Here is a 13,700-nt window from a genome sequence, read left to right as displayed (position 1 = left end):
GACTGAGCCAGCGCAATTAGCTACCTTTCTTGTAGCACATCATTTTCTCTGACTGACCATGAAACCATTCCTGCGCACCCAATTGGAGCGCTATGCCCAGCGCCTTGAAGAGCTGGACTTCCTGCTGTCGCGCGAAGACATCATGGGCGACATGCAAAAGTACCGAGCCATCTCGCGCGAGCATGCCGATGTAACCGCTGTCGCCGGGCGCTACCAGCGCTACCTGCAGTGCGAGGCCGACATTGCCACCGCCCGCCAAATGCTGGACGACCCCGACATGGCCGAGATGGCGCAGGAAGAAATCACGGTGGGCGAGCAAGAGCTGATCAAGCTCGAAGACGAGCTGCAGCGCCTGCTGTTGCCCAAAGACCCGGACGATGAACGCCCCGCCTATGTGGAAATCCGCGCAGGCACCGGCGGTGACGAATCTGCCCTGTTTGCCGCAGACCTGGCGCGCATGTACACCCGCTATGCCAGCAACGTGGGCTGGAAGGTGGAAGTAATGAGCGCCAACGAAAGTGAAATCGGCGGCTACAAAGAAGTAGTGCTGCGTATTGAAGGCGAGAACGCCTACGGCGCGCTGCGCTTTGAATCGGGTGGTCACCGTGTGCAACGCGTACCAGCCACCGAAACGCAGGGCCGCATCCACACCAGCGCCTGCACCGTGGCCGTGATGCCCGAGCCCGATGAAACCGTCGCCATCACGCTCAACCCTGCCGATTTGCGCATCGACACCTTCCGCGCCAGCGGCGCAGGTGGCCAGCACATCAACAAGACAGACTCCGCCGTGCGCGTGGTGCACTTGCCCACAGGCATCGTGGCCGAGTGCCAGGATGGCCGCAGCCAGCACAGCAACAAGGCCAAGGCCCTGCAGGTGCTGCAGGCGCGCATTCAGGAAAAGGAACGCAAGGAGCGCGAAGCCAAGGAAGCCGCTCTGCGCAAAGGCCTGATTGGCTCGGGCGACCGCTCTGACCGCATTCGTACCTACAACTTTCCGCAGGGACGTTTGACCGACCACCGCATCAACCTGACGCTGTACAAGCTGCTCAGCATCATGGAAGGTGACCTGGGCGATGTGATTGAGGCCTTGAAACAGGCCCGTGAAGCCGAATTGCTGGCCGAGCTGGAAGTCAATGCCTAGAAGGCAAAGCGTCCCTTACCCCAATAACGTCAACCACCAGTCCAAGTGAATACACCGCACACCCTGCAGCAAGCCTTGCTCCATGCGCACCACCAAGGCATGCAGCGCATTGACGCGCAGATGCTGCTGCTGCATGTACTGGGCCAGCCCCATGCCGGGCGGGCCTGGCTGCTGACGCACGACAGCGATGTACTCACGCCCGCGCAGCAAACGCAGTTTCAGTCGCTGTGCGCACAGCGACTGGATGGTGTGCCTGTGGCGTATCTGACGGGCTGCAAAGAATTTTTCGGTTTGCCACTGCACGTCGATGCCCGCGTGCTTGACCCCCGCCCCGACACAGAGACACTGGTGCAATGGGTGCTGGATGTGGTTGAAAAAACGGTTTCACCCTCCATCCTCGATCTAGGCACCGGCAGTGGAGCCATTGCGCTGGCCATTCAAAGCCAGCGCAAAGATGCCACAGTCACCGCAGTTGATTTCAGCCAGGACGCGCTGAATGTCGCCTCTGCCAACGCCAGACAGCTGCAGCTGCCTGTGCAGTTTGTGCAATCTTCGTGGCTGCATGCGGTAGATGGGGTGTTTGATGTCATCGCCAGCAACCCGCCCTACATCCGTGAAGACGACGAGCACATGCACGCCCTGCGCCACGAACCGCGCCATGCGCTGACCAGTGGTGCCGATGGGCTGGACGATATTCGCACCATCATCGTGCAAAGCCCTGCCCACCTGAAGGCCGGTGGCTGGCTGCTGCTGGAGCACGGCTGGGACCAGGCCGAAGCGGTGCAGCAACTGCTGCGCGATGCGGGCTTTGTGCAGGTACACAGCCGCCAGGATTTAGCGGCAATTGACCGCTGCACAGGCGGGCAAATTCCAGCAATCGCCAATTGTGGCAAGACAATGAAATAATCACAGGCATTGCCAGGTGTGAACAACACCGGCTCCCCTGCAAGGAGAACCCCATGAGCGACACCCAACAACGCATCGACCAACTGGTCAAAAACAACGACATCCTGCTGTTCATGAAGGGCAGCGCCAGCTTTCCCATGTGCGGCTTCTCGGGCCGTGCCATCCAGATTCTGAAGGCTTGCGGCGTTGACCCCAAGGCGATTGCCACCGTGAACGTACTGGAAGACCAGGAAATTCGCCAGGGCATCAAGGACTACAGCAACTGGCCCACGATTCCCCAGCTGTACATCAAGGGTGAATTCATTGGTGGCTCGGACATCATGATGGAGATGTACGAGTCCGGTGAACTCAAGCAAGTCATTGACGGCGAAGCCTGATTGCAATGCACACCCTGGGACCCATGCCGACCCCGATGACCAGTCCTACTGGCATGGCCCCTGCTTTATCTAAAACCGCCCCCTATGGGCGGTTTTTTTGTCTCCGCCCGCTTGGCCGCGGGCTGGAAATTTTGAAGGGTTGACCCTATTTCTTGAATGACCACTGAGCGCTGAACGCAGAACGCGGTGCCTTGTACCAAGGGCGCACAGCGCTGGCAGACCGTTCAAGAACATTCAGGCAACTCACAATGCCGGCATGCGAAGGAGGCATGCAAAATGGTGACATTCGGCCGTCACCGGCCACCCCACTCACTTATGACGTTGACACAAAGCCTGTTCATCATTGCCTGCCTGATTGCCGCCAGCGGCTTCTTTGCCGTGGCCGAAATTTCTCTGGCCGCTTCACGCCGTCTGCGTCTGCGCCAGCATGCCGACGAAGGCGACCTGCGTGCAGACAAAGTACTCAAAATGCAGGAGCAACCCGGTGACTACTTCACCGTGGTGCAAGTTGGGCAAAACGGCATTGCCATTTTGGGCGGTATCGTTGGTGAAGGAGCCCTGAGCAGCACCCTGACCAGCCTGCTGATCTTGTGGCTGCCTGAAAGCACGGCCCAGTCACTGGCATCGGTGTGCTCGTTCCTGATCATCACTTCGCTGTTCATTTTATTTTCCGACCTGCTGCCACGCCGCCTGAGCATGGTCAAGCCTGAATACTGGGCCGTGCGCGTGCTGGGCCCCATGCAGCTGTGCATGACCGTTTTTCGCCCTATCGTCTGGTTTTACGCACGCACGACCGACGCGCTGTTCAAGATACTGGGTCTGCCCGACAAGCGCGACGAGAGGATCACCTCTGACGACATCCTGGCCATGACCGAAGCCGGCGCGCGCGCCGGCGTACTGGCCCGCCGTGAGCAGCAAGCCATTGCCAACATTTTTGAGCTCGATTCACGCACCGTGTCTTCGGCCATGACGCCGCGCGACCGCATTGCCTACTTTCTGCGCGACGATCCTGACCATGTCATCCGGGCCCGGATCGCTGAAGAGCCCTTTTCCACCTACCCTGTGTGCGATGGTGATATTGATCACATCGTTGGCTATGTGGATGCCAAGGACCTGTTTCAGCGTGTGCTGAACAACCAGCCCATTTCGCTCAAAGATGACAGTCTGATCCGCAAAATCCTCATCGTGCCCGACAAGCTCACGCTGGCCGAGGTGCTGGACCAGTTTCAGCAAGTGCATGAAGACTTTGCAGCCATCCTCAACGAATACAGCCTGATGGTCGGCGTGGTCACGCTCAACGATGTGATGAGCACCGTGATGGGCGACCTGGTATCGCCCGACGATGAAGAGCAAATCATGCGCCGCGATGAACATTCATGGCTCATCGACGGTGCGACCCCGATCGATGACGTACAGCGCGCACTGGGCATTGACGAGCTGCCGCACGACGAAGAATACGAAACCCTTGCGGGCTTCCTGATGGTCATGCTGCGCCGCATTCCCCGGCGTACCGACAGCGTGAACTGGGGAGGCTACAAGTTCGAAGTGATGGACGTGGACAGCTACCGCATTGATCAGGTGCTGGTACTGAAGCTGGACCCCGACGCACCCGTGGTGGGCGATAGCAACGGCGCCGTGGCCACCCAGCCCATTCCCACCATGCCGGTTGCCGCCATTGCGGCCATTGCCGCAGCAGTCACTGTTGACGATGAAGAGGCCACCACCAGCTCCGCACCGCCCGAGCCTCCAGCACCTAGCGTCCCTTAAGAAATTAATAAACAATAGCTACCAGCGCTTATAAAACAAAGGTTTCAGATATAAAACTATCTGAAACCTTTTTAAATAAAGCGCTGACAGCTATCTTTTCATTAATCTTTAGCCTCAGGCTTTGCGTGGCGCATTGGCATCAAACAGCCATTGGCGCTGGGCGCCCAGCACCAGATTGGGGTATTTGTCTTTGCCCCGGCTGCCGTTGTAGCGCCCCAGTGCCATGAACAAATCACCGCGTTCACGCTCCAGATAGTGGCGCAAGATCACACAGCCAAAACGCACATTGGTCTGCATGTGAAACAGCTTGCCCGCATCTCCATCGCCAATCACCCGTGTCCAAAACGGCATGATCTGCATATAGCCGCGTGCACCAGCCACTGAAACAGCGAATTTGCGAAACCCGCTCTCCACCTGAATCAGCCCCAGCACCAGAGACACTTCCAGCCCCGAGCGCTTGGCCTCATACCAGACGGTTTGCAGAAAATCGCGCCGGACCTCCCAGTCGGGCATGCGGCGGTGCAGCCTGTCACTCATGCTGGTCAGCCAGCGCAGGTATTCCATCCGTGCATCGGTCGAGGCAAACAACGGCTCTGGCGGAGCCAAATCACTGACGGCTGCACTCAACGCACTGCGCACCGCATCGGCCAGAGGCTCTTCCAGCTGTGCCCCCGCATACGCAGGGGCTGCGCCCACAGCCATGCTGGCCAAGCCAAAGCCCAGCCAGCAACGACGTGTCATATCTGCAGTCAGAGCCCTCATCCCTCTCATCCATCAAATTGGTCTAGTGCCAAGTTAGCAGTGTGGACCACGCGAACCACTTTCAACAAGCAAAAAGGCAGCCGCCGCTGCCTTTTTGCACCTGACGCAAGATTTAGTGCAAGCCCAGCTTGCCCTTGAGGTGTGCAAGCACATCGGCGGGCGCAATCTTGGTGGCCTCCGTGTCACGGCGGGCCTGGTATTCCACCACGCCCTCCTTGAGCCCGCGATCACCCAGCACCACGCGGTGCGGCACGCCAATCAACTCCCAGTCGGCCAGCATGGCGCCGGGGCGCTCATCGCGGTCGTCCAGGATCACGTCCACGCCCAGCGCCAGCAAGGCTTCATACAGCTTGAAGGCTTCTTCCTTGACCGCCTCGCTGCGGCCCATGCCAATGGGGCAGATCACAACGGTGAACGGCGCAATCGCATCGGGCCAGATCATGCCGCGCTCGTCGTGGTTTTGCTCCACGGCGGCAGCTGGCAGGCGCGTAACGCCAATGCCGTAGCAGCCCATTTCAAAGTGCTGCGGCTTGCCGTTGTCACCCAGGAAGGTGGCGTTCATGGCTTGCGAATACTTGGTGCCCAGATAGAACACGTGGCCAATCTCAATGCCACGCTCAATGGCCAGCTCGCCCGCGCCGTCCGGCGACAGGTCACCCGCCACCACATTGCGCAAGTCAGCAATCAAGTCGGGCTCAGGCAGATCACGGCCAAAGTTCACGCCGGTGATGTGGAAATCCACCTCATTGGCACCGCACACCCAGTCAGCCATCACGGCCACTTCGCGGTCCACCACCAGCTTGACGGGCTGCTTGAGATTGATGGGCCCCAGGTAACCGGGCTGGCAACCAAAGTGCGCTTCAATTTCACCCACGGTCGCAAAGCGGAAATTGGCCAGTCCAGCGACCTTCGCCGCCTTGATTTCATTCATGTCATGGTCACCGCGCAGCAGCAGCAGCCAGACCTGGCTTTTGACGACTTCACCGTGCTCATTGGTCTCGTCCGTAGCCAGCACCAAAGACTTCACCGTCTGGCTCAAGGACAGACCCAGCTGCGCAGCCACCGCTTCGCAGGTGCTATTGCCCGGTGTTGCCACCTTTTCCATCGCCTTGCCTGCCGCAGGACGAGGGCCGGCGGGTGCCAGGCACTCGGCCTTTTCAATATTGGCCGCGTAATCGCTGTGGGGGCAGTAAACAATGGCGTCTTCACCCGTGGAAGCGATCACCTGAAACTCTTCGCTCAGGTCACCACCGATGGCACCGGAGTCCGCGCGCACAGCGCGGTACTGCAGGCCGAATCGGTCAAAAATGCGCTTGTAGGCTTCGCGCATGGTCTGGTAGCTGATCTGGGCCGTGTCGCGGTCTTTGTCGAAGGAGTAGGCATCCTTCATGATGAACTCGCGACCGCGCATCAGGCCAAAGCGCGGACGGCGTTCGTCGCGGAATTTGGTCTGAATCTGATAGAGGTTCTTGGGCAACTGCTTGTAGCTCTTGAACTCCTGGCGCGCGATATCCGTTACCACTTCCTCAGAAGTGGGCTGCACGATGAAGTCGCGGCCATGGCGATCCTTGATGCGCAGCAACTCGGGGCCCATTTTTTCAAAACGGCCAGTTTCTTCCCACAGCTCAGCGGGCTGCACCACAGGCATGGTCACTTCAATGCCGCCTGCGCGGTTCATTTCTTCACGCACGATCGCTTCGACCTTGCGGATCACACGCAGACCCATGGGCATGTAGTTGTAAATGCCAGCCCCCAGCTTTTTGATCATGCCAGCCCGTGTCATGAGCTTGTGGCTGACCACTTCAGCATCGGCAGGAGCTTCTTTGAGGGTGGAGATGAGAAATTGGGAAGCTTTCATGAGCGGGAGAGCGTGGGATAAAGCCGCGGCAGTTTGGCTGGGCCCGGACTGCCGTGCATAATGAACGCAATATAGAAAATTGGGGTTCGATTATGCTTGACCGGGACGGATTTCGCCCGAACGTCGGCATCATCCTGCTCAACCAGAAAAACCAGGTGTTCTGGGGCAAAAGAATTCGTACCCACAGCTGGCAATTCCCGCAAGGCGGCATTGATCGGGGAGAAACACCCGAACAGGCCATGTTCCGGGAGCTGCATGAAGAGGTGGGTCTTATGCCCGACCACGTACGCGTGGTTGCAAGAACAAGGGACTGGTTGCGCTACGAGGTGCCGGATCGTTACATACGTCGCGATGCGCGAGGTCATTACAAAGGCCAGAAGCAAATCTGGTTTTTGCTTCAACTCCTCGGCCAAGACTGGGATTTGAACCTGCGTGCCACCGACCATCCTGAGTTTGATGCCTGGCGATGGAACGACTACTGGGTCCCACTGGATGTCGTGGTGGAGTTCAAGCGCGGTGTCTATGAAATGGCGCTGACGGAGTTGGCCCGCTACATTCCGCGCTCAGAACTACAGCGCAACCGCTATCTGCGCAGCGGCATGCGACCACGCGACGGGCAGCCGGAGCAATCCAGCATGATCCAGCGCCCAGCCCCCATGCTGCGCAGCCACGGACTGATTCAAAACCCCGGCATGGAACTGCCTCCCGGCGCCAGCTTTGATCCAGATCCGCAAGGTGATAACAACAATCGCTGAATAAATAAAAATCCCGCTCGCGTTATAGCTGCAGCGGGATTTTTCTATCTATTGGGTCTTTGCGCGCCTGCTAGTGCAGCACCACCATGTTGTCGCGGTGCACCATCTCGGGCTCCCCTCGATAACCCAGCAATTGCTCCACTTCAGACGATGCGTGCCTGCACAGCAATCGCGCTTCCGAGCTGGAGTAGTTAGCCAGGCCACGCGCAATCTCTACGCCCTGGGCATCACGTACTGCGATCACGTCCCCACGCGAGAAATCGCCTTCCACCGCCACCATGCCCACCGGCAAGAGGCTCTTGCCCTCATCGCGCACTTTGAGCGCCGCCCCCGCATCGATGGTGACTGCACCATGCAACTGCAGGTGATCCATCATCCATTGCTTGCGCGCCTGGTTCTTGTGCGTAGGTGCAACCAGCAAGGTGCCAATCGATTCACCCCGCGTCAGACGCAACAGCACAGCGTGCTCACGGCCCCATGCAATCACGGTCGATGCGCCAGAGCCAGCGGCACGCTTGGCCGCCAAAATTTTGGTCAGCATGCCTCCCTTGCCGATGCTGGATCCCGCACCACCTGCCATGGCTTCCAGCGCCACATCGCCCGCTTGCGCTTCGTGCACAAACTGCGCGTGCGGATTGCTGCGCGGATCAGCCGTGTAGAGCCCCTTCTGATCGGTCAGGATGATCAATGCATCGGCGTCCACCAAGTTCGCAACCAGTGCGCCCAAGGTATCGTTGTCGCCAAACTTGATTTCATCGTTGACCACGGTGTCGTTTTCATTGATCACCGGCACTACACCCAATTGCAGCAAGGTCAGCAGCGTCGAACGCGCATTGAGATAGCGCTCCCGGTCCGCCAGGTCAGCATGCGTCAGCAGCACCTGGGCACTGCCAACGTTGTAGGTACGCAGCTTGGTTTCATACATCTGAACCAAGCCCATTTGGCCAACCGCTGCAGCGGCTTGCAATTCATGGATTTCCTTGGGGCGCGTTGCCCAGCCCAGCCGCTTCATGCCCTCAGCGACAGCACCGCTGGAGACCATGATCACTTCACGGCGGATGCCATCATCACCATGCACGAGGGCAGCCAACTGGCGCGACCATTCTTCAATGGCCCCTTCATCGAGGCCACGCCCCTCATTGGTCACCAAACTGGAGCCGACCTTGACGACGATGCGGCGCGCATCTTGCAAAACACGGGAAGACATGATTGAGAGCTTTTTTGGCCTCTAGCGCTTACTGCAAAGCGCTAGCAGCTATGAATCAAGAAGCAGCAGAACTGCGTTTTAGTCCGGCGCGTTGCCAGCAAAACGTGGATCGTACTCCGCTTCCTGAGGCTGTTCTGTCTTTTGTACCACTTGGACGTGCTTGTAGATGTCTTTGATCAGCCTGTCGGTGCCTTCGCGCGCCAGGGCCGAGATTTCATAGACCGGCCCCTTCCACTTGAAGCGTTTGACGAAATCCTTGACCTTGGCTGCACGCTCTTGCTCGGGCACCATGTCCATCTTGTTGAGCACCAGCCAACGCGGTTTGTTATAGAGCTCGTCGTCATACTTCTTCAGCTCTTGCACGATGGCCTTGGCCTGCTCCACAGGGTCGACGCCATCGTCAAAGGGAGCCATGTCAACGATATGCAGCAGCAAGCGTGTGCGCTGCAGATGGCGCAAGAACTGGTGGCCCAAGCCTGCACCATCCGAGGCGCCTTCAATCAAGCCTGGAATGTCGGCAATCACAAAGCTTTGCTCAGCCGCCACACGCACCACACCCAGATTGGGGTGCAAGGTCGTGAAGGGATAGTCCGCAATCTTTGGCCGCGCATTGGACACCGCCGAGATAAAGGTGGACTTGCCCGCATTGGGCATGCCCAGCAAACCCACATCGGCCAGCACCTTCAGCTCCAGCTTCAGCGCAAAGCGCTCGCCCAGACGACCGGGTGTTTTTTGGCGAGGCGCACGGTTCACGGCGCTCTTGAAGCGCAAGTTTCCAAAGCCACCGTCTCCGCCCTTGGCCAGAACAATTTTTTCGCCAGGCGTGAGCAGCTCAAACAACACTTCGCCGGTTTCCTGGTCCGACAAAATCGTGCCGACTGGCAAACGCAAGGTAATGTCTTTGCCCGCAGCACCGAACATGTCATTGCCCATCCCGTTTTCGCCGCGCTCAGCCTCATGGCGGCGCGAGTAGCGGTAATCAATCAACGTATTCAGATTCACATCTGCCACGGCATAGACGTGGCCGCCGCGGCCACCATCGCCACCATCGGGTCCGCCGAATTCCTTGTATTTTTCGTGCCGGAACGTAGCAGCACCATTGCCGCCATCACCGGCAGCAATTTCAATATAGGCTTCATCGACGAACTTCATGAGGCATCCCGTAATTCATTAGTAGACCAGCACCACTGGTGCCGGCAAAGCATAAAGCAAGCACGTGCTTGCTATGCAGTACGGGGCTTGCATAACCCCTTAAACAGTAAAGCCCCGACAAGTCGGGGCTTTACTGGAGTCAGTGAACGCGACGCTTAGGCAGCGGGCGTGATGCTGACAGTGTGCTTAGACAAAGCGCCCTTTGTGTCAAAAGACACGTGGCCCTCTACCAGAGCAAACAAGGTGTGATCCTTGCCAATACCGACGTTGGTGCCGGGGTGGAACTTAGTGCCACGCTGGCGAACAATGATCGAGCCTGCGCTGATCAGTTCACCACCGAAAGCCTTCACACCCAGCATTTTTGGCTTGGAATCACGTCCGTTGCGCGTAGAGCCGCCGCCTTTTTTCTGTGCCATGACTTAGCTCCTTCGGAATTAAGCAGCAATCGCCACGATTTGCAGTTCGGTGAACTGCTGACGATGGCCTTGGGATTTAGCGTAGTGCTTGCGACGGCGCAGCTTGAAGATACGCACTTTGTCGTGCTTGCCGTGGGCAACAATTGTTGCCTTCACAGTTGCGCCGGACACCAGGGGTGTGCCAACCTTGAGTTCAGCGCCGTTGCCGACTGCCAAAACTTGGTCGATCACGATTTCCTGGCCTACGTCCGCAGCAATCTGTTCTACCTTGATTTTTTCGCCGGCGGCAACACGATACTGTTTGCCTCCGGTTTTTATGACCGCGTACATGTAAACCTCTTTCGAATCTGAGAGTCCCGCAGACGAATTTCTACGGAAGCCGGCTATTGTACGCACAAACGCCTTTTCCTGCCTGCGCGACAACCTTATTTACCCCTAGGACATCCGGCAGCTCTTCTTATAATCGGCCACTCTCTTGGCGGCATTATTTTGACTACAGCAAATCACACCCCCAATCCACTCGCTCTGATTGCAGACGACATGCAGGCCATGGACCGCGTTATTGCGCAACGCTTAACGACCAGCGTCCCTCTGATCGGCCAGATTTCCCACTACATCATTGCTGCAGGCGGCAAGCGCCTGCGCCCCGCACTGCTGCTGATGGTGAGCAATGCTCTGGGCGACAGCAACCCCGTCAAGCACTCTCTGGCCACTGTGGTGGAATTGATCCACACCGCCACACTGCTGCACGACGATGTCGTGGATGAGTCCACGCTGCGCCGTGGCCGCCCAACCGCCAACGAGTCCTTTGGCAATCCAGCCAGCGTCTTGGTCGGCGACTTTCTGCATACCCGCTCCTTTCAGATGATGGTGGAAGCAGGCAACATGCGCATCCTGCAGGTGCTCTCAGATGCCACCAACATCATTGCCGAAGGCGAAGTCCAGCAACTGATCAATACGCACGATGCCTCGCTCGATGAAGCTGGGTATCTGCACGTCATCCGCTCCAAGACCGCCAAGCTGTTCGAAGCCAGCACGCAAATTGCAGCCATCCTGGCCCAGGCATCTCCCAGCGTTGAAGCTGCATGCGCAACCTATGGACAGGCGCTGGGCACCGCGTTCCAGATCATTGACGATGTTCTGGATTACGATGGTGATGCCCACGAAATGGGGAAAAATCTGGGTGATGACTTGCGCGAAGGCAAGTGCACCCTGCCTCTCATCATTGCCATGCAACGCGCCAGCGCTGAAGACGCACGCATCATCCGTGAGGCCATCGAACAAGGCTCAACCGATCAATTACAGAGCATTTTGCAGATCGTCAAAAGCACAGGCGCGCTGGATGCTACGCGCCAAGCGGCACATGATGAAGCTGTGCGCGCAATGCAAGCGCTGGAGGCATTGCCTGCAAATGCCTACACACAAGCCATGCAGCAGCTGGCTTCGCAGTTATTGCTGCGCCGCACCTGATGACTGACTAAAGCGCAGTTACGTGCTGTTTATGCGTGCCGCATCAAAATAGATGCAAAAAGCCTGCTCAAGCAGGCTTTTTGCATCTGTACAGTTAGGTTTTGATCAGAGATGATCATGACTAGAACAACCTTTCCCTGCTCGGGTACATGACCGCTGCTCCTCACATCGCCTCTACTGCCCCCCCTCCACTTGCTGGCCTGGCTCGCGCCTTAGTCAGTGCAGGTCAATTGACTGAGAGCATTGCGGCAGATATCTCTCGCAAAGCTATTGCCAGCAAGAGCAGCTTTGTTGCACAGCTGGTTGCAAGCGGACACTTGCCCGCGGCAGAGCTGGCCTATCAGATTTCCCTGATTTTCAGCACCCCTTTGCTGGATTTAAATACGGTAGACAGCACGCGCTTGCCCAAGGATTTGCTGGACACAAAACTGTGCACTACACACAAGGTGCTGCCGCTGCACAAAAGGGGCAACCGGTTGATCGTGGCAACAGCAGATCCATCGGACAAAGAGGCCTCTGAAAAAATCAAGTTCTCCGCCCAGGTGGGGGTGGACTGGGTGATTGTGGAATATGACAAGCTCATCCGCCTCATTGAAGCATCGTCTAAAAGTATTTCTGAAACACTGGACACGTTCACCACAGACGGTGATTTCCAGTTTGACGACATCAAAGATGCCCCGGAAACGGAAGAAAAAGACACCGGAGCGGCAGAAGTAGAGGATGCGCCAGTCGTCAAGTTCCTGCACAAGATGCTGCTTGATGCATTCAATATGCGCGCCTCGGACTTGCACTTTGAACCCTACGAACACACTTACCGCGTGCGTTTTCGAATTGATGGGGAATTGCGTGAAATTGCAGCCCCGCCGATCGCCATCAAAGAAAAACTGGCCTCACGCATCAAAGTCATTTCGCGCCTGGACATCTCGGAAAAACGCATCCCTCAGGATGGCCGGATGAAGCTCAAAGTCGGCGCGAACCGCGTCATTGACTTTCGCGTATCAACGCTTCCAACGCTGTTTGGCGAAAAGATTGTGATCCGCATCTTGGATCCTAATAGCGCGAAAATGGGCATTGATGCGCTGGGCTATGAGGCCGACGAGAAGAAACGCCTGCTGGATGCCATCGAACGCCCTTACGGCATGATTTTGGTCACAGGCCCCACGGGTTCGGGCAAAACCGTCTCGCTTTACAGCTGCCTGAACTTGCTCAACAAACCCGGTGTCAATATTTCCACGGCCGAAGATCCATCGGAAATCAACATGCCTGGCGTCAACCAGGTCAATGTCAACGAAAAAGCGGGCCTGACCTTTGCCGCTGCACTCAAGTCTTTCTTGCGCCAGGATCCTGACGTGATCATGGTCGGTGAAATCCGCGATCTGGAAACTGCTGACATTTCGATCAAAGCCGCCCAAACCGGCCACCTGGTGCTATCTACCCTGCACACCAACGACGCCCCGACCACACTCACGCGCATGCGCAACATGGGGATTGCACCTTTCAACATCGCCTCTAGCGTGATCTTGATCACGGCACAGCGCTTGGCACGCCGGCTGTGCCCTCAATGCAAACAGCCGCACGATGTTCCACAAGAAACGTTGCGAGAAGCGGGCTATGCAGAGCACGACCTCGACGGTTCCTGGACACCCTACAAAGCCGTTGGATGCAGCGCCTGCAACAATGGCTACAAAGGCCGCGTCGGCATCTACCAGGTCATGCCCATCTCAGAGGAGATTCAGCAAATCATCCTGCGCGATGGAAGCGCGCTGGATATTGCCAACCAGGCCAAACTTGAAGGTATCAAATCTTTGCGCGAATCGGGTTTGGACAAAGTCAAACTGGGCGTAACTTCCTTGGAAGAGGTACTGGCAGTTACCAACTTATAAGTACCG

The 13,700-nt window shown here is 57.4% G+C and carries 13 protein-coding genes; 7 read left to right on the top strand and 6 right to left on the bottom strand.

The genetic code is table 11. The features are described 5' to 3' along the window. Positions 1–58: 58 nt before the first annotated feature. From prfA to IB213_RS05520, 4 genes are all read left to right on the top strand, one after another. Positions 59–1,141 (top strand): peptide chain release factor 1, encoded by a 1,083-nt coding sequence (gene prfA / locus IB213_RS05535; protein WP_191724125.1) that lies wholly within the window; start codon positions 59–61, stop codon positions 1,139–1,141. A 45-nt stretch (positions 1,142–1,186) separates the two neighbouring features. Beyond that, on the top strand, positions 1,187–2,047 hold the full coding sequence (gene prmC / locus IB213_RS05530) for a peptide chain release factor N(5)-glutamine methyltransferase (protein WP_192405679.1): 861 nt from the start codon (positions 1,187–1,189) through the stop codon (positions 2,045–2,047). 53 nt (positions 2,048–2,100) lie between these two features. Then, the gene (gene grxD, locus IB213_RS05525; protein WP_191724127.1) at positions 2,101–2,424 is read left to right on the top strand and encodes a Grx4 family monothiol glutaredoxin; all 324 of its coding nucleotides are present in this window, start codon (positions 2,101–2,103) and stop codon (positions 2,422–2,424) included. A 315-nt stretch (positions 2,425–2,739) separates the two neighbouring features. After that, positions 2,740–4,191: a hemolysin family protein gene (locus IB213_RS05520; RefSeq protein ID WP_191724128.1), complete on the top strand. Its 1,452-nt coding sequence runs from the start codon at positions 2,740–2,742 to the stop codon at positions 4,189–4,191. A 114-nt stretch (positions 4,192–4,305) separates the two neighbouring features. Here IB213_RS05520 and IB213_RS05515 read toward each other — a convergent pair whose 3' ends face one another. Then, positions 4,306–4,932 (bottom strand): lytic transglycosylase domain-containing protein, encoded by a 627-nt coding sequence (locus tag IB213_RS05515; RefSeq protein WP_225214229.1) that lies wholly within the window; start codon positions 4,930–4,932, stop codon positions 4,306–4,308. A 133-nt stretch (positions 4,933–5,065) separates the two neighbouring features. Then, the gene (locus tag IB213_RS05510; RefSeq protein ID WP_192405678.1) at positions 5,066–6,811 is read right to left on the bottom strand and encodes a proline--tRNA ligase; all 1,746 of its coding nucleotides are present in this window, start codon (positions 6,809–6,811) and stop codon (positions 5,066–5,068) included. A 92-nt stretch (positions 6,812–6,903) separates the two neighbouring features. Between IB213_RS05510 and IB213_RS05505 the strand changes: the two genes are divergently transcribed. Then, on the top strand, positions 6,904–7,566 hold the full coding sequence (locus tag IB213_RS05505) for an RNA pyrophosphohydrolase (protein WP_191724131.1): 663 nt from the start codon (positions 6,904–6,906) through the stop codon (positions 7,564–7,566). Positions 7,567–7,636: 70 nt separating this feature from the next. Here the strand turns inward: IB213_RS05505 and proB are convergent, their stop codons facing one another. From proB to rplU, 4 genes are all read right to left on the bottom strand, one after another. Further along, positions 7,637–8,773 carry a glutamate 5-kinase gene (gene proB, locus IB213_RS05500; RefSeq protein WP_192405677.1) on the bottom strand — a complete coding sequence of 379 codons (1,137 nt, stop codon included), beginning with the start codon at positions 8,771–8,773 and terminating at the stop codon, positions 7,637–7,639. A gap of 78 nt (positions 8,774–8,851) precedes the next feature. Continuing rightward, positions 8,852–9,925 (bottom strand): Obg family GTPase CgtA, encoded by a 1,074-nt coding sequence (cgtA, locus tag IB213_RS05495; RefSeq protein ID WP_192405676.1) that lies wholly within the window; start codon positions 9,923–9,925, stop codon positions 8,852–8,854. Positions 9,926–10,080: 155 nt separating this feature from the next. Further along, positions 10,081–10,341: a 50S ribosomal protein L27 gene (gene rpmA, locus IB213_RS05490; RefSeq protein WP_191724134.1), complete on the bottom strand. Its 261-nt coding sequence runs from the start codon at positions 10,339–10,341 to the stop codon at positions 10,081–10,083. An 18-nt stretch (positions 10,342–10,359) separates the two neighbouring features. Then, positions 10,360–10,671, bottom strand: coding sequence for a 50S ribosomal protein L21 (gene rplU, locus IB213_RS05485; protein WP_174862979.1), 312 nt, complete (start codon positions 10,669–10,671; stop codon positions 10,360–10,362). A gap of 210 nt (positions 10,672–10,881) precedes the next feature. On the opposite strand from rplU, the gene IB213_RS05480 reads away from it, so the two are divergent. Both IB213_RS05480 and pilB read left to right on the top strand, forming a co-directional pair. Further along, entirely contained in the window at positions 10,882–11,811 is a 930-nt protein-coding gene (locus IB213_RS05480) for a polyprenyl synthetase family protein (protein ID WP_191724278.1), read from the top strand. Positions 11,812–11,960: 149 nt separating this feature from the next. Next, the gene (pilB, locus tag IB213_RS05475; RefSeq protein ID WP_192405675.1) at positions 11,961–13,694 is read left to right on the top strand and encodes a type IV-A pilus assembly ATPase PilB; all 1,734 of its coding nucleotides are present in this window, start codon (positions 11,961–11,963) and stop codon (positions 13,692–13,694) included. The last annotated feature ends 6 nt before the right edge of the window (positions 13,695–13,700 follow it).

Source organism: Comamonas sp. CMM02, from assembly GCF_014851485.1.
In the GTDB taxonomy this organism is placed as follows: domain Bacteria; phylum Pseudomonadota; class Gammaproteobacteria; order Burkholderiales; family Burkholderiaceae_C; genus Comamonas; species Comamonas avium.
Note: the sequence above shows the minus strand (reverse complement) of the source record. Positions and strands in the feature narration are given on the sequence as shown.